The 16,940-nt window shown below is 69.9% G+C and carries 13 protein-coding genes; 7 read left to right on the top strand and 6 right to left on the bottom strand.

Going from position 1 to position 16,940, the window contains the following annotated elements; translation table 11 throughout:
* Nucleotides 1-28 precede the first annotated feature (28 nt).
* The 4 genes from ACQEVG_RS21010 to ssd are packed head-to-tail and all read right to left on the bottom strand — an operon-like array spanning nt 29 to nt 3,916.
* On the bottom strand, nt 29-826 hold the full coding sequence (locus tag ACQEVG_RS21010; RefSeq protein ID WP_432986215.1) for a type II secretion system F family protein: 798 nt from the start codon (nt 824-826) through the stop codon (nt 29-31).
* Nucleotides 823-1,671, bottom strand: coding sequence for a type II secretion system F family protein (locus ACQEVG_RS21005; protein ID WP_432986213.1), 849 nt, complete (start codon nt 1,669-1,671; stop codon nt 823-825). The genes ACQEVG_RS21010 and ACQEVG_RS21005 overlap by 4 nt, the downstream gene beginning before the upstream one ends.
* Entirely contained in the window at nt 1,671-2,819 is a 1,149-nt protein-coding gene (locus tag ACQEVG_RS21000) for a TadA family conjugal transfer-associated ATPase (protein WP_432986211.1), read from the bottom strand. The genes ACQEVG_RS21005 and ACQEVG_RS21000 overlap by 1 nt, the downstream gene beginning before the upstream one ends.
* Nucleotides 2,816-3,916 (bottom strand): septum site-determining protein Ssd, encoded by a 1,101-nt coding sequence (ssd, locus tag ACQEVG_RS20995; protein ID WP_432986209.1) that lies wholly within the window; start codon nt 3,914-3,916, stop codon nt 2,816-2,818. The genes ACQEVG_RS21000 and ssd overlap by 4 nt, the downstream gene beginning before the upstream one ends.
* Nucleotides 3,917-4,395: 479 nt before the next feature.
* Here ssd and ACQEVG_RS20990 point away from each other — a divergent pair, with 479 nt between their 5' ends.
* A complete protein-coding gene (locus tag ACQEVG_RS20990) occupies nt 4,396-5,271 on the top strand; it encodes an HAD family hydrolase (RefSeq protein WP_432986207.1) in 876 nt (291 codons plus the stop codon).
* 326 nt (nt 5,272-5,597) lie between these two features.
* On the opposite strand, the gene ACQEVG_RS20985 is transcribed toward ACQEVG_RS20990, so the two are convergent.
* Nucleotides 5,598-6,428, bottom strand: coding sequence for an oxidoreductase (locus ACQEVG_RS20985; protein ID WP_432986205.1), 831 nt, complete (start codon nt 6,426-6,428; stop codon nt 5,598-5,600).
* 102 nt (nt 6,429-6,530) lie between these two features.
* On the opposite strand from ACQEVG_RS20985, the gene ACQEVG_RS20980 reads away from it, so the two are divergent.
* Entirely contained in the window at nt 6,531-7,526 is a 996-nt protein-coding gene (locus ACQEVG_RS20980) for an ATP-binding protein (RefSeq protein ID WP_432986203.1), read from the top strand.
* Here the strand turns inward: ACQEVG_RS20980 and ACQEVG_RS20975 are convergent.
* Nucleotides 7,504-8,772 carry a hypothetical protein gene (locus tag ACQEVG_RS20975; protein WP_432986201.1) on the bottom strand — a complete coding sequence of 423 codons (1,269 nt, stop codon included), beginning with the start codon at nt 8,770-8,772 and terminating at the stop codon, nt 7,504-7,506. The genes ACQEVG_RS20980 and ACQEVG_RS20975 overlap by 23 nt on opposite strands.
* A 302-nt stretch (nt 8,773-9,074) precedes the next feature.
* Here ACQEVG_RS20975 and ACQEVG_RS20970 point away from each other — a divergent pair, with 302 nt between their 5' ends.
* The 5 genes from ACQEVG_RS20970 (at nt 9,075) to ACQEVG_RS20950 (ending at nt 16,884) form a co-directional block, all read left to right on the top strand.
* On the top strand, nt 9,075-11,516 hold the full coding sequence (locus ACQEVG_RS20970; RefSeq protein ID WP_432986199.1) for a SulP family inorganic anion transporter: 2,442 nt from the start codon (nt 9,075-9,077) through the stop codon (nt 11,514-11,516).
* 188 nt (nt 11,517-11,704) lie between these two features.
* Nucleotides 11,705-13,660 (top strand): acetate--CoA ligase, encoded by a 1,956-nt coding sequence (gene acs / locus ACQEVG_RS20965; RefSeq protein ID WP_432986197.1) that lies wholly within the window; start codon nt 11,705-11,707, stop codon nt 13,658-13,660.
* Between the two features lie 271 nt (nt 13,661-13,931).
* Nucleotides 13,932-15,326, top strand: a complete 1,395-nt coding sequence (gene nhaA, locus ACQEVG_RS20960; protein WP_432986195.1) for a Na+/H+ antiporter NhaA — start codon at nt 13,932-13,934, stop codon at nt 15,324-15,326.
* A 62-nt stretch (nt 15,327-15,388) separates the two neighbouring features.
* The gene (locus ACQEVG_RS20955; protein WP_432986193.1) at nt 15,389-15,838 is read left to right on the top strand and encodes a phage holin family protein; all 450 of its coding nucleotides are present in this window, start codon (nt 15,389-15,391) and stop codon (nt 15,836-15,838) included.
* Nucleotides 15,839-15,954: 116 nt separating this feature from the next.
* Nucleotides 15,955-16,884 (top strand): alpha/beta fold hydrolase, encoded by a 930-nt coding sequence (locus tag ACQEVG_RS20950; RefSeq protein WP_432986191.1) that lies wholly within the window; start codon nt 15,955-15,957, stop codon nt 16,882-16,884.
* Nucleotides 16,885-16,940: the final 56 nt, after the last annotated feature.

The following is a 16,940-nucleotide window of genomic DNA, read 5'->3' as shown; positions in this document are numbered from 1 at the left end:
TAGATGTCGTTCAGTTGATAGATGTCGTTCAGTTGCCGTTCAGCAGTCCGTCGGCCAGGCCGATCACGACCGGGGCCACCCCGACCGCCAGGAACGCGGGCAGGAAACACAGCCCCACCGGAGCGGTGATCAGGACCTGTGCCCTGCGGCCCCGGGCATCGGCCGTACGCGCCCGGTCCGCCCGGAAGCGCTCTGCCAGCCGCGACACCGGCTCCGAAGCCGGTGCCCCCGTGGAGTCGGCCCGCTCCAGACAGCGGGCCAGCGGCGCCGCGTCCGGTATCCGCCCGAACCACCCCCAGGCCCGTGCCGGCTCACCTCCGAGCCGCAACTCGGCTGCCGCACGCGCAAGCCGCTCGCCGACCGGCCCGCCCAGCGACTCCCCGACCGCCTCCGCCGCCTCCCGTGGACCGGCTCCGGCCGAGATGCAGGCCGCCAGAAGGTCGGCGGCGAGCGGGAGTTGACGGCCCGCGTCCCGGTCCACGGCTTCGGCGACAGGCTTACGGCTCTGCTGCCAGCGCCACACGCCATACGCCCCGCCGAGCCCGACCGCGCAGCCGATCAGCCCTCCCACCAGGACGTAACCAGTGACCACGGCTCCCAGCGGCCCTGCCCAACTCCCCACCCACACCCGGCACTCGGGCCGCCATCGCGGTCGCGCGCGCTGCCTGGCCAGGAGAGACTCGATCCGCCTGCGCGCCCGGCGCTCCCGCTGCCGCGCCGCGATCGTGAAGGCCAGGCAGGCCATCGCAGCCAGCACGAACACCACTGTCCCCAGCCTGTGGACGGCGTCCCCGGTCATGAGCCTGTGGACGGCGTCCCCGGTCATGCCTCCGCCCCCTGTCCGACGATCCGCCCCGCCCAGCACAGCCCCGCGGCCTCCAGCAGCCCGCCGATCACCAGACATGCCAGCCCGGCCGCGGTGTGAAACAGGACCCTCAGCGGTTCGGCGCCCAACGCCCAGCCCATCGCCAGGCCGGCCAGCGGAAGCAGCGCCAGCAGCCGGATCGTCGACCGCGCACCCTCCAACTGGGACCGCAGATCCTCCCGTTGGTCCCGTTCCGCCCGCAGGGCCGCCTCCAGCCGGTCGAGCCCGGCGGCCAGACCCGCCCCGCTGTCCACGGCCACCTGCCAGCAGGCCGAGACTCCGGCGAGCCCGTCCGCGCCCGGCTCCCGGGCCGCCTCCCGCAGCGCCTGGGGCACATCGCCCCCGAACCGCGCCGCCGCCAGCACCGCGGCCTCCGTTTCGCCCAGCGCTCCAGTGGATCTGGCGGCGAACAGCAGCGCCTGCCCGGGCTGCATCCCCGCCCGCAGCTCACCGGCGACCGCACCGCACAAGGCGATCACCCCTTCGGCCCGCCGCTCCTTCTCCCGCTTGCGCTCCCCGGCCCGCAGCTGCCGCCTCACCAGCGGCACCGCCGCCACCCCCGCGATCAGCGGCAGCACCGACTCCCCCAGTACGGCGAGGACGAGGGCCACCGGCAGGCACAGCCACTCCCGCCGGAGCCTGACCACCGGCAGCATCCGCTCCCACGACCACCGCGGAGGGATCTGCACCGCGCCGCCGCCGGCAAGCAGCAGCTGCGCCCTCTTGAACCCCCGGTCCCGCCCGACCGTCAGCCATGCCGCGGCCCCTGCGCACACCGCGGCCGCGTACACCGGCTCGGCGGCCATCACAGAGCACCTCCGATCAGCGACCCCAGCCGCTGCCAGCCCCGCTCGTACACAAAGGCCTCCGCGCCCCATCGCAGGGCGGGCACGGTCACCACCAGGCCCGCCGCATCCCGCTCCAGCACATGCACCTCGGCGATCCGACGCTGCCCGCCCCGGTCCCGTACGAGATGGATCACCACCGAGAGGGCGGCCGCCAACTGGCTGTGCAGCGCCGCCCGGTCGAGCCCCGCCGCCGTCCCGAGCGCCTCCAGCCGCGCCGGCACATCCGCCGCCGCATTGGCGTGGACGGTCCCGCAGCCGCCCTCGTGCCCGGTGTTGAGCGCGGCCAGGAGTTCGGTGACCTCCGCCCCGCGCACCTCCCCGACGACCAGACGGTCGGGCCGCATCCGCAGCGCCTGACGCACCAGGTCCCGCAGTGTCACCCGGCCGGCGCCCTCCTGGTTCGCGGTACGCGACTCCAGTCGGACCACATGCCTGTGCTCGGGTCTGAGCTCCGCCGAGTCCTCGGCCAGCACGATCCGCTCGCGCTCCCCCACGAGCCCCAGCAGACTCGACAGCAATGTCGTCTTGCCCGAACCCGTACCTCCGCTGATCAGAAATGACAGCCGCGCATCGATCAGCGCCCCCAGTACGCGATCGCCGCCCGGCGGCACCGTCCCCGCCGCGACGAGCTCCTTCACCGAGAACGCCCTGGGCCGCACCACTCGCAGCGACAGACAGGTCGACCCGACCGCCACCGGAGGGATCACAGCATGCATCCGCGTCCCGTCCGGCAGCCGGGCATCCACCCATGGGCGGGCGTCGTCCAGTCGCCGCTCCGCCACCGCCGCGAGCCGCTGCGCCAGCCTGCGCACCGACGCCGCGTCGGCGAAGGTCACCTCGGTGAGCTCGAGGCCTCGGCCCCGGTCCACCCACACCCGGTCGGGCGCGGACACCAGGACGTCCGTCACGGACGGATCTGCCAACAGCGGCTCCAGCGGCCCTGTCCCCACGAGCTCGCACCGCAACTTCTCGGTCCCGCCGAGCACTTCGGCGTCCCCGAGCAGCCGCCCCTGCGCCCGCAGTGCGGCCGCCACCCTGGCCGGCGTGGGCTCGCCGCCGCTCTCCGCGAGCCGCTGCCGTACGGCATCGAGCAGTCCGGTGCTCATGAGACCCCGCCCCCGGCCAGCGCCCGCTCCCAGAAGGCAGTGCAGAACCTGGCCAGCGGCCCGCGTGCCCCGCCCGGCGGGGTGCCACCGTCCTGTGCCATCAACAGCCCTGCTTCCGCAGGCAGTTCGCCGGCCAGCGGAAGCCCCAGGGCGTCCGCGACCCACTGCTCGTCCAGCCCCGCCGCGAACGGCCCGCGCACAACCACGCGCAGGTCCTGGAGCACCATGCCCACCGTCGACGCCACCCGGTTCGCCGCGGCGACCGCCCGTAGCTCGCCAGGCACCACAAGAAGCCCCAGATCCAGCTGAGCCAGCGCCTCGGCCACGCCCTCGTCGACCCGGCGCGGCAGATCCACGACCACCACTCCGCCGCGTCTGCGGGCCGCGGCGAGCACCGACCGCATCGCCTCCGGCGGGATCACCACCGAGTCGCCTCGGTCCCAGCTGAGCAACCGCAACGCATGCAGCTCGGGCAGCGACTCCTCCAGCGCCCCACCCGCGACTCGGCCCTTGGAAGCGGCGAAATCCGGCCATCGTCGGCCTTCCGCTTGCTCCCCGCCGAGTAGCACGTCGAGCCCTCCGCCGAGCGGGTCGCCGTCGACGAGCATGGTGCGGCGACCGCCTCGGGCCGCTGTCACCGCCAGCGCGCAGGCCAGCGTCGATGCCCCTGCCCCGCCTCGACCGCTAATCACCCCGACGGTCAGCGCCGGCCGCCCGACCCCCTCGACCACATCGGCGATCCGGTCGACGAGCCAGCCCTCCGCATCAGGCAGCCGCAGCACACAGTCGGCCCCGATCTCCACGGCCCGGCGCCAGACGTCCGGGTCGTCCTGGTCGCGCCCGACCAGCAGCACGCCGCGTCGGCGGGTGGCCCCGCGGCAGCGCGCGGCCGCATCGTCGCCGACAAGGACCAGCGGCGCGCCCTCCCAGCTTCCCCTCTGCTCCGGAACCGAGTGATGGACGTCCGGCTCGGCTCCCGCGGCGGCGCACAACCTGAGCAGATCGTCGAGCAGTTCCATGTCTTCGGTGACGATCAGCGGCCCGTCCCGACGCCCTTCGACGACCGGCGGCCGCTGCGATGTGATAGATCCAGCCACGATCTCCACCCCCTACTTACTTCGATCTCGCTTGGTTGTGAGATCTGCGATTCCCGCGGTCCGCGAACTACGCGGGTGGAATCACCGTGCAGCCCAACGGAAAATGGTGTGGATCTTGCTGAAAAACTGTGGACAACTCGCCACTTGTGAATATCTCCGTAGCTCATACCGGTGACTCCCGGGAGCAGCCCTTCCGCTACGCTCAGTGACGGGTCAGAGTGATGGGAGGCCGCCCGCAGCACAGCTCGCCGAGGGGAGATCGATCACGATGGATCACCGCAGACAGGCGAAAAGGCACCCGGACATGCGACGACCCCCGCCGGGGGGGGAGAGCGGGGGTCGTCTCTCCGGCCGACTCGGGGGGGGAGGAGCCGGACCGGGTTAGCACGGTCGCGAACGATCCGTGACTTCCATGGTGTACCCGAGAGCCTTCTCAGGCAAACCCACACGCGCGAGCGTACGCCGAATGGCGGGCACCTATGCTCAGGCTCGTGGAAAACCACTCCTTGCCGCGCACAGCCGCCTTCTTTGACCTGGACAAGACGGTCATTGCGAAGTCTTCGACGCTGACCTTCAGCAAGTCCTTCTACCAAGGCGGGCTGATCAACCGGCGCGCCGTACTGCGGACTGCCTATGCCCAGTTCGTTTTTCTCGCCGGCGGTGCCGACCACGACCAGATGGAGCGGATGCGTGAGTACCTCTCATCGCTCTGCAAGGGCTGGAACGTCCAGCAGGTCAAGGAGATCGTCGCCGAGACCCTCCATGACCTGATCGACCCGATCATCTACGACGAGGCCGCGTCCCTTATTGAGGAGCATCACACGGCGGGCCGCGACGTCGTCATCGTCTCCACCTCGGGCGCGGAGGTCGTCGAGCCCATCGGCGAGCTCCTGGGCGCGGACCGGGTGGTGGCTACCCGCATGGTGGTCGGCGAGGACGGCTGCTTCACGGGGGAGGTGGAGTACTACGCATACGGACCGACCAAGGCGGAAGCGATCAAGGAGCTCGCCGCCTCCGAGGGGTATGACCTGGAGCGCTGCTACGCGTACAGCGACTCCGCCACCGATGTCCCGATGCTGGCGTCCGTCGGACATCCGCACGCCGTGAACCCGGACCGCGCGCTGCGCCGTGAGGCGACCGCTCGCGATTGGCCGATTCTCGTCTTCAACCGGCCGGTCCGGCTGAAGCAGCGGCTGCCCGCGTTCTCGATGCCGCCCCGTCCGGCCCTCGTCGCGGTGGCCGCAGTGGGTGCCGCGGCGGCCACCGCCGGGCTGGTCTGGTACGCCAGCCGCCGCCGCAGCGCCGCAGCTCAGGCCGCTGCGGCCGTTACGGGCGGCCATTTCGCCCGAATTTGAACCTAAAAGTAAAGAAGTGCAGCCGGGACTTCCGCTTGCTCTCGCGCAGGAGTAGAAAGGAGTCAACGGCCCGCGAGACCAAGGACATCCGAGAGGATCACCTTTAAACGCATGAAGGCCCCACGGACCGAAGCATGAAAACGGAGTACCCACGCGACGTCGACCCGTCGATTACGGGCCAGCCGCACCAGGTGACGGGCAGAGTTCCCGACCTGATGGGCAAATATTCGAGGACGCATGGTAACTACGTGGACATGCCAGCGGCGGTACCAATTCCGGTACCGCCGCAACCCTGTTCAGGGCACGTTCCGCCAGGAACGGAAAAGTCACGCAGCCCCGCGCTGAAGCGCCTCGCACACCGCCGTCGACTCCCTCACGCCGAGTTCCACCGCGCGCCCGCAGTGGGCGATCCAGGCGGCCATTCCGTCCGGAGTCCCCGAAAGATACCCCTCGAAGGCCGCTAGATACGCCGCCCGGCCCTGCTCCGCATGCCCGACCTCCGCCGGGCAGATCGACTTCGGGTCCAGCCCGCTGCCGATCAGGACAATGCGCTCGGCCGCCCGCGCGACGAGCCCGTTGTACGAGCCGAAGGGCCGCAGCGCCAGCAGCTCGCCGTGGACGACGGCCGCCACCACCAATGCGGGTGCGGAGCTGCCCGAGATGATCAGCTCGGCGAGTCCGTCCAGCCGGCCGGTGACCTCGCTCGCGTCCGGCAGCGGGGCCTCGATCAGCGGCTCGTCGACCGCTTCGCCCGCCAGCCGCGGCCTGCCCACCGTGTCGTCGGCGGCGGCACCGCCGGCGGCGACCAGATGCAGCCGGGCCAGCACCCGAAGCGGCGACTGCCGCCAGATGGAGAGGAGTTGACCGGCCTCGGCGGTCAGTCGCAGCGCCGCGCCGACGGTGCGCGCCTCGCGCTCGACACCGAAGTCGGTGCGCCTGCGGACCTCCTCCAGCGCCCAGTCCGCGCCGGACAGTGCGGCGGACCCACGCGCTCCGCGCAGCGCCGCCTCAGAGGTGATCTCGTTGCCGCGGCGTCGCATGACCCGGTGGCCGTAGACCCGGTCGACCGCTTTACGTACGGAGTCCACGGAGTCGGCGACACCCGGCAGGGATCCGAGAGTGGCCAGGGGGTCGACCGACGAGGCATTCGTACTCATAAGTAGCGAGGCTACGCGCCTGCGGCGTGCGCCCCACCTTGGAGTGGTCTTCCTCACGCAACTTGAGCACACCATGCGATTGATCCACTACCCTAGGTGAACATGAAGATCGCTTTCGTAGGGAAGGGCGGCAGCGGGAAGACCACGCTGTCCTCGCTCTTCATCCGCCACCTGGCCGCCAATGAAGCCCCCGTCGTCGCGGTGGACGCCGACATCAACCAGCATCTGGGGGCCGCGCTCGGTCTCGGCGAGGCAGAGGCCGTCGCGCTGCCCGCGATGGGCGCGCATCTGCCGCTGATCAAGGAATACCTGCGGGGCTCCAACCCCCGGATCGCCTCCGCCGAGACAATGATCAAGACGACGCCGCCGGGCGAGGGCTCGCGGCTGCTGCGCGTTCTCGAGGACAACCCCGTCTACGAGGCCTGCGCCCGCACCGTCCGCCTCGACGACGGGGACATCCGGCTGATGGCCACCGGCCCCTTCACCGAATCCGACCTCGGGGTGTCCTGCTACCACTCGAAGGTCGGCGCGGTGGAGCTCTGCCTCAACCACCTCATCGACGGCCCGGACGAGTATGTGGTCGTCGACATGACCGCCGGGTCGGACTCGTTCGCCTCCGGGATGTTCACCCGCTTCGACATGACGTTCCTGGTGGCCGAGCCGACCCGCAAGGGTGTGTCCGTGTACCGCCAGTACCAGGAGTACGCACGGGACTTCGGTGTCGCGCTGAAGGTCGTCGGCAACAAGGTGCAGGGACCGGACGACATCGACTTCCTGCGTGCGGAGGTGGGCGACGATCTGCTCGTGACCGTCGGCCACTCCAACTGGGTGCGGGCGATGGAGAAGGGCCGGCCGCTGCACTTCGAGCAGCTGGAGGCAGACAACCGCATGTCGCTCCAGACCCTGCAGAACGCCGCGGAGGACTCGTACGAGCACCGCGACTGGGAGCGCTACACGCGTCAGATGGTGCATTTCCATCTCAAGAACGCGGAGAGCTGGGGGAACGCGAAGACGGGCGCCGACCTGGCCGCGCAGGTCGACCCCGCCTTCGTGCTCGCGGAGCGGATGTCGGAGGTCAGTGCCGGCCAGCCCGTCTGACGGCGGGTGAGGCGGCCGGAGCCGCCGGCTGGGCGGCGAGGAAGGCCGCCCAGCCGCCCTTCGGGGCCTGGCCGACCCCGAGCGTGCGCATCTTCGCCAGGACCTGCGGATCCTGGACGTCCAGCCAGTCGGCGAGCTGGCGGAAGGACACGCACTTCACGTCGCGCTTCACACAGACCGTCGCGATCGTCTCCTCGATGGCGCGCATGTACTGGCCGCCGTTCCAGGACTCGAAGTGGTTGCCGATGATCAGCGGGGCCCGGTTGCCCTTGTAAGCGCGGTCGAAGGCCTGCACCAGGCCGTCGCGCAGCTGGTCGCCCCAGTACTTGCGCCGCGAGGGGTCGCCCTTGCCCGTCCCGGACTGGTTGACCATGAAGTTGTAGTCCATGGACAGCGTCTCGAGGGAGCGGCCCGGCACCGGGACCAACTGCAACGACAGGTCCCACAGGCCCAGTTCCTTCTTGGGCCAGATCTGGTCGTTGATGCCGCTGGTGTCGTAACGGAAGCCCAACTGGCCTGCGGCGCGCAGGAAGTTGGGGCGCCCCTCCAGGCAGGGGGTACGGGCGCCGATGAGCTCCTTGTCGTAGTCGAAGGGCAGCGGCTGCTCGGAGGCGAGGCCGGCGTTCGACTTCCAGTTCTTCACAAAGGACTTGGCCTGGCGGATCTCGCTCAGCCACTCGGCCACGGACCACTGGCCCACCCCGCCGTCCGTGCCGCAGAAGTGGCCGTTGAAGTGGGTACCCACCTCGTTGCCCTCCTGCCAGGCGCCGCGCAGCTCACGCACGGTGTCCTTGATCCCCTGCGTGTCGTTGAAGCCGATGTCCGATCGGCCGGCCGAGTGCTGGGGCGGGAGATAGAGGCCGGCCTTCGCCTCGGGGAGCAGATAGACGCCGCTGAGGAAGTAGGTCATCGTCGCGTCGTACTTCCTGGCGACCTTGCGAAAGCGCGAGAAGAGCTTCTGGCTGTCCTCGCCGGCCCCGTCCCAGGAGAAGACCACGAACTGCGGTGGCTGCTGACCGGGCTTCAGACGCTCCGGCTTGAGCAGGCCGGGCTGGACTCCGGTGAACGCGGTGGAGCCGTCGCCGATGAGGCGTACCGCGCTCTCGGGGGCCGGGGCAGCCTTCTTCCCTTCGTGAGCGCCCTTGTTGACGGTGGTCGAACGATCGGCACCGGAACAGCCGGCGAGTCCTGCGATCAGCGCCGTGGCGACTGCGCCGACGGCGATCCTCCTCGTAGCGGCCTTCATCCGCCCACCCTCTTTCCTGTGCCCATACGCCTATAGGCCGGTATGCCTGTACGACGAATTGCCTACGGCGCCGACAAACTCGCATCGGGGTGCCGAGGGGGAGGGTGCGACGAGCCGCATTCAAATCATTAATCACCAGAACGGGTGAAAAGCTGCCCCGTTTGCCTGGAAAATCCTGCCTCAGTCTTTACTCTGCATTACGATCAATTTACCGAGAGTTGAAGATCCCGCCGCTGCACGCCGTGACCCACGGCCGCGTCCCCACATTCCGCGACCGCGCTGCCCCGGAGGAGACGGGAAACATGTCCGCCTGCGTCCCCACTCGCACCGACGACCCATCTCGTAAAAACCCCAAGTCCCGAAAGTCCCGAAAGAACAGCAAGTCCCACCAAGCCCCCACGAGCGGCGAGGCCGGCGCCTCGCGCAAGCTCCGTCCGTCCCGCGCGATTCTCGCTGCGCGCTTCCAGCGTCCGCACAGCCCGCCACCGACCGGCGAAGGCGGCCCCCGCCGCTTCCGCATCGCGGGCGCCGATCTAACCGCCTCCATCGCCGTCTTTCTGATCGCGCTGCCGCTCTCTCTCGGCATCGCACTCGCCACCGGCGCACCGCTCCAGGCCGGGCTGGTGGCCGCCGCAGTCGGCGGCATCGTCGCCGGCCGGTTCGGCGGTTCGCCGCTTCAGGTCAGCGGTCCCGCCGCCGGGCTGACCGTCGTCACCGCCGATCTGATCCAGCAGTACGGCTGGCGCACCACCTGCGCCATCACCGTCCTCGCCGGACTGGCCCAACTCGGCCTGTCCGCACTGCGGGTGGCGCGCTCGGCCCTCGCAGTCAGCCCCGCGATCGTGCACGGCATGCTGGCCGGCATCGGCGCCACGATCGCCCTGGCACAACTCCATATCGTGCTCGGCGGCACCCCGCAGAGCTCCGCCATCGACAACGTCCGTGCACTTCCCGCCCAGTTGGCCGATCTGCAACCTGCCGCGCTCTCGGCCAGCGCGCTGACGATTGCCGTACTGCTGCTGTGGCCGCGGATTCCCGGGCGCGCGGGGCGGGTCGTACGTAGACTCCCGGCCGCCCTCGCCGCCGTGGCGGCCGCGACCACGTTCGCCGCGGTCGCCGGGCTGCGGCTGTCACGGGTCGATCTGCCGTCGTGGAGCAACCACGCCCTGCCCGGGCTGCCCGACGGCCCGGTGCTCGGCCTCCTCGCCGCCGTCCTCACCATCACCCTGGTGGGGAGCGTGGAGTCGCTGCTGTCGGCGGTCGCCGTCGACAAACTGGTGGCTGCCCGCAAGGAGCCGGACGTTCGCATTCCGCGTGCCCGGCTCGACCGGGAGCTGGCCGGGCAGGGGGCGGCGAATGTCGTGTCCGGTGCCCTCGGCGGCCTGCCCATCACCGGGGTCGCCGTCCGCAGCTCCGCCAATGTGGCCGCGGGCGGGGTGAGTCGTCACGCCACGATGCTGCACGGCCTGTGGATCGCGATCGCGGCACTGCTGCTGGTGCCCGTGCTCGATCTGATCCCGTTGGGCGCCCTGGCCGCGCTGGTGATGGTCGTCGGCGTACAGATGGTCAACATCACCCATATGCGCACCGTGAAGCGGAATCGCGAACTGCTGGTGTACGCCGTGACGCTGATCTCGGTCGTCGTCACCGGCGTGCTGGAGGGCGTGGTGATCGGGATCGCGGTGGCGGTCGCGGTCGCTCTGCACCGGCTGACCAGGACCCGGATCACGGTGGAGGAGCACGAGGGGCTCCACCGGGTGCGGGCACGCGGCCAGTTGACCTTTCTTGCGGTGCCGCGGCTGAGCCGGACGCTCGGTCAGGTGCCTCACGGGACGGACTGTGTCGTCGAGCTGGACGGATCCTTCATGGACCATGCCGCGTACGAGGCGCTGCACGACTGGCAGGCCTCGCACCTCGCGCAGGGCGGGACGGTGGAGTTCACCGGCCGGGCCGGGGGCCGGATCAGCGAGCCCGCCTCGGAGACGCACGGCTGCTGCCGCCCCTGGACTCCGTGGCGCAACCACCACTGCGGAGAGCGCCCTCGGCGCACCACCGGGCATCAACTGGCCAGCGGGCTCAGCTCCTTCCAGCGCAATACGGCTCCGCTGGTGCGGGACGAGCTGGCACGGCTGGCGCGCGAGGGGCAGCGGCCCTCACAGCTGTTCCTCACCTGCGCCGACTCCCGCCTGGTGACCAGCATGATCACGGCAAGCGGCCCGGGCGATCTGTTCACCGTACGGAATGTGGGCAATCTGGTGCCCCTGCCCGGCGCGGAGAGCAGCGACGACTCGGTGGCGGCCGCGATCGAGTACGCCGTCGATGTGCTGGAGGTCGGCTCCATCACCATCTGCGGGCACTCCGGCTGCGGCGCGATGCAGGCCCTGCTGAACGGTCCGTCGGGGGGCGCGCAGACACCTCTGCGGCGCTGGTTGCGGCACGGACTGCCGAGCCTGGACCGGATGAGGAGCCCGCACCTTTCCTGGGCGAGGATCTCCGGGCGGCTGCCCACCGATGCGGTGGAGCAGCTGTGTCTGACCAATGTGGTCCAGCAGTTGGAGCATCTGAGAGCCCATGAGGCGGTGGCTCGGCGGCTCGCCGAGGGCACGCTGGAGCTGCACGGCATGTACTTCCACGTCGGCGAGGCTCAGGCCTATCTGCTCGCGAGCAGTGACGAGCATGAGATCGACGTGGTCTTCGACCGTGTCGCACCTGCTCCTTCGGCTCTGGAGAAGTCGCGCGCCTGAACCGGCGACCTGCCGCGCACGTGAGAACGTATGGCCCCTCCTTCCCACCGCCCGGGGAGGAGGGGCCACTCATGAAGCCAATAGGTCTAAACCAATTTCCGGAAGACTCTTGTCACCCGGCCGTCTGGCTGATGAGCTATGGCATGGGACACATAGGCACATAGGACGCCCTGGGAAAGGGAGATGTCGTGAGCAACGAAAGCCTGGCCAACCTGCTCAAGGAAGAACGGCGGTTCGCACCGCCGGCCGAGCTGGCCGCGCACGCCAACGTGACGGCGGAGGCGTACGAGCAGGCCAAGGCTGACAGGCTTGGCTTCTGGGCCGAGCAGGCGAGGCGGCTGAGCTGGGCCACCGAACCGACCGAGACCCTTGACTGGACCAACCCGCCGTTCGCGAAGTGGTTCGCGGACGGCAAGCTGAACATCGCGTACAACTGCGTGGACCGCCATGTCGAGGCCGGCAACGGCGACCGCATCGCCATCCACTTCGAGGGTGAGCCCGGCGACAGCCGCGCCATCACCTACGCCGAGCTCAAGGACGAGGTCTCGCGCGCCGCCAACGCCCTGACCGAGCTGGGTGTCCAGGCGGGCGACCGGGTCGCCGTCTATCTGCCGATGATCCCCGAGGCCGTCGTGGCGATGCTGGCCTGCGCCCGGATCGGCGCCGCGCACTCGGTCGTCTTCGGCGGCTTCTCCGCCGAAGCGCTCGCCACCCGTATCGAGGATGCCGACGCCAAGGTCGTCATCACCGCCGACGGCGGCTACCGGCGCGGCAAGGCCACTGCTCTCAAGCCCGCCGTCGACGACGCGATCGACCGCGTGGACCGGGTCGAGCACGTCCTGGTGGTCCGCCGCACCGGCCAGGACGTCGCCTTCACCGAGGGCCGCGACGTGTGGTGGCACGAGGCCGTGGACCGCCAGTCCGCCGAGCACACCCCGCAGGCCTTCGACGCGGAACACCCGCTGTTCATCCTCTACACCTCCGGCACCACCGGGAAGCCGAAAGGCATCCTGCACACCTCCGGCGGCTACCTCACCCAGGCGGCCTACACCCACCACGCCGTCTTCGACCTCAAGCCGGAGACGGACATCTACTGGTGCACCGCCGACATCGGCTGGGTCACCGGCCACTCCTACATCGTCTACGGGCCCCTCGCCAACGGCGCGACACAAGTGATCTACGAGGGCACCCCCGACACCCCCCACCAGGGCCGCTTCTGGGAAATCGTCCAGAAGTACGGCGTCACCATCCTCTATACCGCGCCCACCGCGATCCGTACCTTCATGAAGTGGGGCGACGACATCCCCGCCAGGTTCGACCTGTCCTCGCTGCGCGTCCTGGGGTCGGTCGGCGAGCCGATCAACCCCGAGGCCTGGATCTGGTACCGCGAACACATCGGCGCGGGCACAACGCCGATCGTCGACACCTGGTGGCAGACCGAGACCGGCGCGATGATGATCAGCCCGCTGCCGGGCGTCACCGAGACCAAGCCCGGCTCCGCGCAGCGCGCCCTGCCCGGGATCTCCGCCACCGTCGTCGACGACGACGCGAAGGAGGTCCCCAACGGACACGGCGGGTACCTCGTCCTCACCGAGCCGTGGCCCTCCATGCTCCGCACCATCTGGGGCGACGACGAGCGCTACACCAAGACGTACTGGTCGCGCTTCGAGGGGAAGTACTTCGCGGGCGACGGCGCGAAGAAGGACGACGACGGCGACATCTGGCTGCTCGGCCGGGTCGACGACGTCATGCTCGTCTCCGGCCACAACATCTCCACCACCGAGGTCGAGTCCGCACTCGTCTCCCACCCGAAGGTCGCCGAGGCCGCCGTCGTCGGCGCGGCCGACGAGACGACCGGCCAGGCGATCGTCGGCTTCGTCATCCTGCGCGGCAACGCCGCGGAGGACGCGGGCCTGGTGGACGAGCTACGCAACCACGTAGGCGCCACGCTCGGGCCGATCGCCAAGCCCAAGCGGATCCTGCCGGTGGCCGAGCTGCCCAAGACCCGCTCCGGCAAAATCATGCGCCGACTGCTGCGCGACGTGGCGGAGAACCGTCAACTGGGCGACGTCACCACGCTCACGGACTCCTCCGTGATGGACCTCATCCAGTCCAAGCTCCCCACCACCACAGACGAGGACTGACCGGGTGTTGTACGGAGGGGTCCGACCGCGTCGCGGCCGGACCCCTCCGTCGTGGACGGGCAGGGGGCCCGGCCCCCAACGGGCCCACCGCACGGCGTACCTCGCGCGCCTGTCGCCCATTATGTACTTAAAATGAGTTTCGCCGGATACGCCCTTGCGTCGTTGGGTACAGTGAAGATCGCGTCAATGACGCGACAAGAATGACCCAGGTGCGCCGGGAAGTCTGGTCGGCATGTGCTCTGTCCTGCCTACCCGACCGGAGGTCCCCGACGTGGCCGCGCCCACCACCAGCCGTAAGTTCCTCGCACGTCTTTCGCTGCCCGAGCGGACCTACGTCGTGGATGCGCTGCGGGCCGAGACCGTCGGGGGCGTGCTGCTGCTAGTCGCCGCGATCGCCGCGCTGATCTGGGCAAACACTCCGCTCGGCGACAGCTACGAATCCGTACGCGACTTCCACATAGGCCCCTCGGCCCTCGGTCTTGATCTCTCGCTCGAGCACTGGGCCGCCGACGGACTGCTGGCCGTCTTCTTCTTCGTCGCCGGCATCGAGCTCAAGCGCGAGCTCGTCGCCGGTGAGCTGCGCGACCCCAAGGCCGCCGCCCTCCCCGTCATCGCCGCGCTCTGCGGCATGGCGATGCCCGCGCTCGTCTACACCCTCGTCGCCGCGACCGGCGGCGGATCCACCGACGGGTGGGCCGTGCCGACCGCGACCGACATCGCCTTCGCGCTCGCCGTTCTCGCGGTCATCGGCACCTCACTGCCGTCCGCGCTGCGCGCCTTCCTGCTCACTCTCGCCGTCGTCGACGACCTGTTCGCGATCCTGATCATCGCGGTCTTCTTCACCGGCGACCTGAACTTCGCCGCGCTCGGCGGCGCGGTCATCGGCCTCGGCGTCTTCTGGCTGCTGCTGAGGAAGGACGTGCGGGGCTGGTACGTGTACGTACCTCTCGCGCTCGTCGTCTGGGCGCTGATGTACAACAGCGGCGTCCACGCCACCATCGCCGGTGTCGCGATGGGCCTGATGCTGCGCTGCACCCGGCGCAACGGCGAGGAGCACTCCCCCGGCGAGCACATCGAGCACCTCGTACGGCCCTTTTCGGCGGCACTCGCCGTGCCGCTGTTCGCCCTCCTCTCGGCCGGTGTCGCCGTCTCCGGCGACCTGCTCGGCCATGTCTTCACCAGGCCCGAGCCCCTCGGCGTCGTCCTAGGCCTGGTGGTCGGCAAGTCCGTGGGAATCTTCGGCGGCACCTGGCTGGCCGCCCGTTTCACCCGCGCCGAGCTGAATGACGACCTGGCCTGGCCGGACGTGTTCGCCGTCGCCGCGCTGGCGGGCATCGGCTTCACCGTCTCGCTGCTCATCGGTGAACTCGCCTTCACCGGGAACCCCGCGCTGACCGACGAGGTCAAGGCCGCGGTCCTGACGGGCTCCCTGATCGCCGCCCTGTTTGCCGGGATTCTGCTCAAGCTGCGGGTACGGAGGTACCGGGCGCTCGTCGAGGACGAGGAGCGCGACGAAGACCGCGACGGCATCCCCGACATCTACGAGCAGGACAGCCCCGAGTACCACCTTCGGATGGCCGCGATCTACGAGGAGAAGGCCGCGGAGCACCGCCGCAAGGCTGAACTGGCAGGGGCATCGCGCGACGACGGCCACGGTCCGGCATGATCTGACATCGGATCCGTTGATGAATTGATGAGGAATCCGTCGATGAGGAGAGGGAGTCAGCGATGAGCGACCCCGGCAACAGCGCGGCGATCACTGTCAGCGCCGACCGCAGTCTCGGCCAGCTGGTCGCCTCGGCGACCGCCGAGATGACCGCGCTCGTGCACGACGAGATCGCCCTGGCCAAGGCCGAGCTGCGGCAGGACGTGAAGCGCGGAGCGATCGGCGGCGTTTCCATGACCGTCGCGGGAGTGTTCGCGCTCTTCTCGCTGCCGGTGCTGAGCTTTGCGGCGGCGTACGGGATTCACAATCTGGGTCTCGGCCTGGCGTGGTCGTTCCTGATCGTGGGCGGGGCCTATCTGCTGCTTGCGGGGCTGCTGGCGCTGCTGGCCGTCGCCAAGTTCAAGAAGGTAAAGCCGCCGGAGAGGTCCATCGCCTCTGCCAAGGAGACGGCGGCCGTACTGCAGGGCGTCAAGCCGCACACCCGGCCGGCGCAGGCCAAGGTCTCGGTCTGAGGACACGGCCGCAGGGCCGTTGAGCTCCGGCGGAGCGCCCATTGGGGGCGGTCCGCCGCCCTTTGGGGGGTGGGCGTGGCGAACGCGTGGTGCGCGAGTGTGGCACGCTCGTCTGCATGACGGCCCCTGATACCGGTACTGGAAGCCCTGTACGCATCGAAGGTCCCTGGACACATCGCGACGTGGCGGCCAATGGTGCGCGCTTCCATATTGCCGAGGTGGGCGACGGGCCGCTGGTGCTGCTGCTCCATGGGTTTCCGCAGTTCTGGTGGACGTGGCGGCATCAGCTGACCGCGCTCTCGGATGCGGGGTTCCGGGCGGTGGCGATGGATCTGCGCGGCGTGGGCGGCAGCGACCGTACGCCGCGGGGTTACGACCCCGCGAACCTCGCGCTCGACATCACCGGAGTCGTGCGGTCCCTGGGCGAGCCGGACGCGGCGCTGGTCGGGCACGACCTGGGCGGCTATCTGGCGTGGACGGCGGCGGTGATGCGGCCCAAGCTGGTGCGCCGGCTCGCGGTCTCCTCGATGCCGCATCCGCGGCGGTGGCGTTCGGCGATGCTCTCCGACTTCTCGCAGAGCCGTGCCGGGTCGTACATCTGGGGCTTCCAGCGGCCGTGGCTGCCGGAGCGTCAGCTCGTGGCGGACGACGGGGCCTTGGTGGGCAAGCTGATCCAGGACTGGTCCGGGCCGCAGCCGCCGGAGGAGGACGCGGTGGACGTCTACCGGCGGGCCATGTGCATTCCGTCGACGGCGCACTGCTCAATCGAGCCGTACCGGTGGATGGTGCGGTCGATGGCACGGCCGGACGGCATCCAGTTCAACCGCCGTATGAAGCGCCCGGTGCGGGTGCCGACGCTGCATCTGCACGGCTCGCTCGACCCGGCGATGCGGACGCGCAGCGCGGCGGGCTCGGGCGAGTACGTGGAGGCGCCGTACCGCTGGCGCCTGTTCGACGGCCTCGGCCACTTCCCCCATGAGGAGGACCCTGTGGCCTTCTCCACGGAGCTCATCAACTGGCTGAAGGACCCCGAGCCCGACCGGTAGGCCAACCCGTGCGCACCGCGTACACCGGTGAACACTTGTACTACGAACAGCCAAAT

This window comes from Streptomyces sp. CA-135486 (assembly GCF_050936555.1).
In the GTDB taxonomy this organism is placed as follows: Bacteria; Actinomycetota; Actinomycetes; order Streptomycetales; family Streptomycetaceae; genus Streptomyces.
The sequence above is the reverse complement of the archived record's forward strand: the minus strand, read 5'-3'. Positions and strand labels throughout refer to the sequence as shown.

What these genes read in the sequence shown, in the direction of transcription:
- ACQEVG_RS21010 (WP_432986215.1), bottom strand. Translation starts at nt 826, where the DNA reads ATGACCGGGGACGCCGTCCACAGGCTCATGACCGGGGACGCCGTCCAC.
- ACQEVG_RS21005 (WP_432986213.1), bottom strand. Translation starts at nt 1,671, where the DNA reads ATGGCCGCCGAGCCGGTGTACGCGGCCGCGGTGTGCGCAGGGGCCGCG.
- ACQEVG_RS21000 (WP_432986211.1), bottom strand. Translation starts at nt 2,819, where the DNA reads ATGAGCACCGGACTGCTCGATGCCGTACGGCAGCGGCTCGCGGAGAGC.
- ACQEVG_RS20990 (WP_432986207.1), top strand. Translation starts at nt 4,396, where the DNA reads ATGCTCAGGCTCGTGGAAAACCACTCCTTGCCGCGCACAGCCGCCTTC.
- ACQEVG_RS20985 (WP_432986205.1), bottom strand. Translation starts at nt 6,428, where the DNA reads ATGAGTACGAATGCCTCGTCGGTCGACCCCCTGGCCACTCTCGGATCC.
- ACQEVG_RS20980 (WP_432986203.1), top strand. Translation starts at nt 6,531, where the DNA reads ATGAAGATCGCTTTCGTAGGGAAGGGCGGCAGCGGGAAGACCACGCTG.
- ACQEVG_RS20975 (WP_432986201.1), bottom strand. Translation starts at nt 8,772, where the DNA reads ATGAAGGCCGCTACGAGGAGGATCGCCGTCGGCGCAGTCGCCACGGCG.
- ACQEVG_RS20970 (WP_432986199.1), top strand. Translation starts at nt 9,075, where the DNA reads ATGTCCGCCTGCGTCCCCACTCGCACCGACGACCCATCTCGTAAAAAC.
- ACQEVG_RS20955 (WP_432986193.1), top strand. Translation starts at nt 15,389, where the DNA reads ATGAGCGACCCCGGCAACAGCGCGGCGATCACTGTCAGCGCCGACCGC.
- ACQEVG_RS20950 (WP_432986191.1), top strand. Translation starts at nt 15,955, where the DNA reads ATGACGGCCCCTGATACCGGTACTGGAAGCCCTGTACGCATCGAAGGT.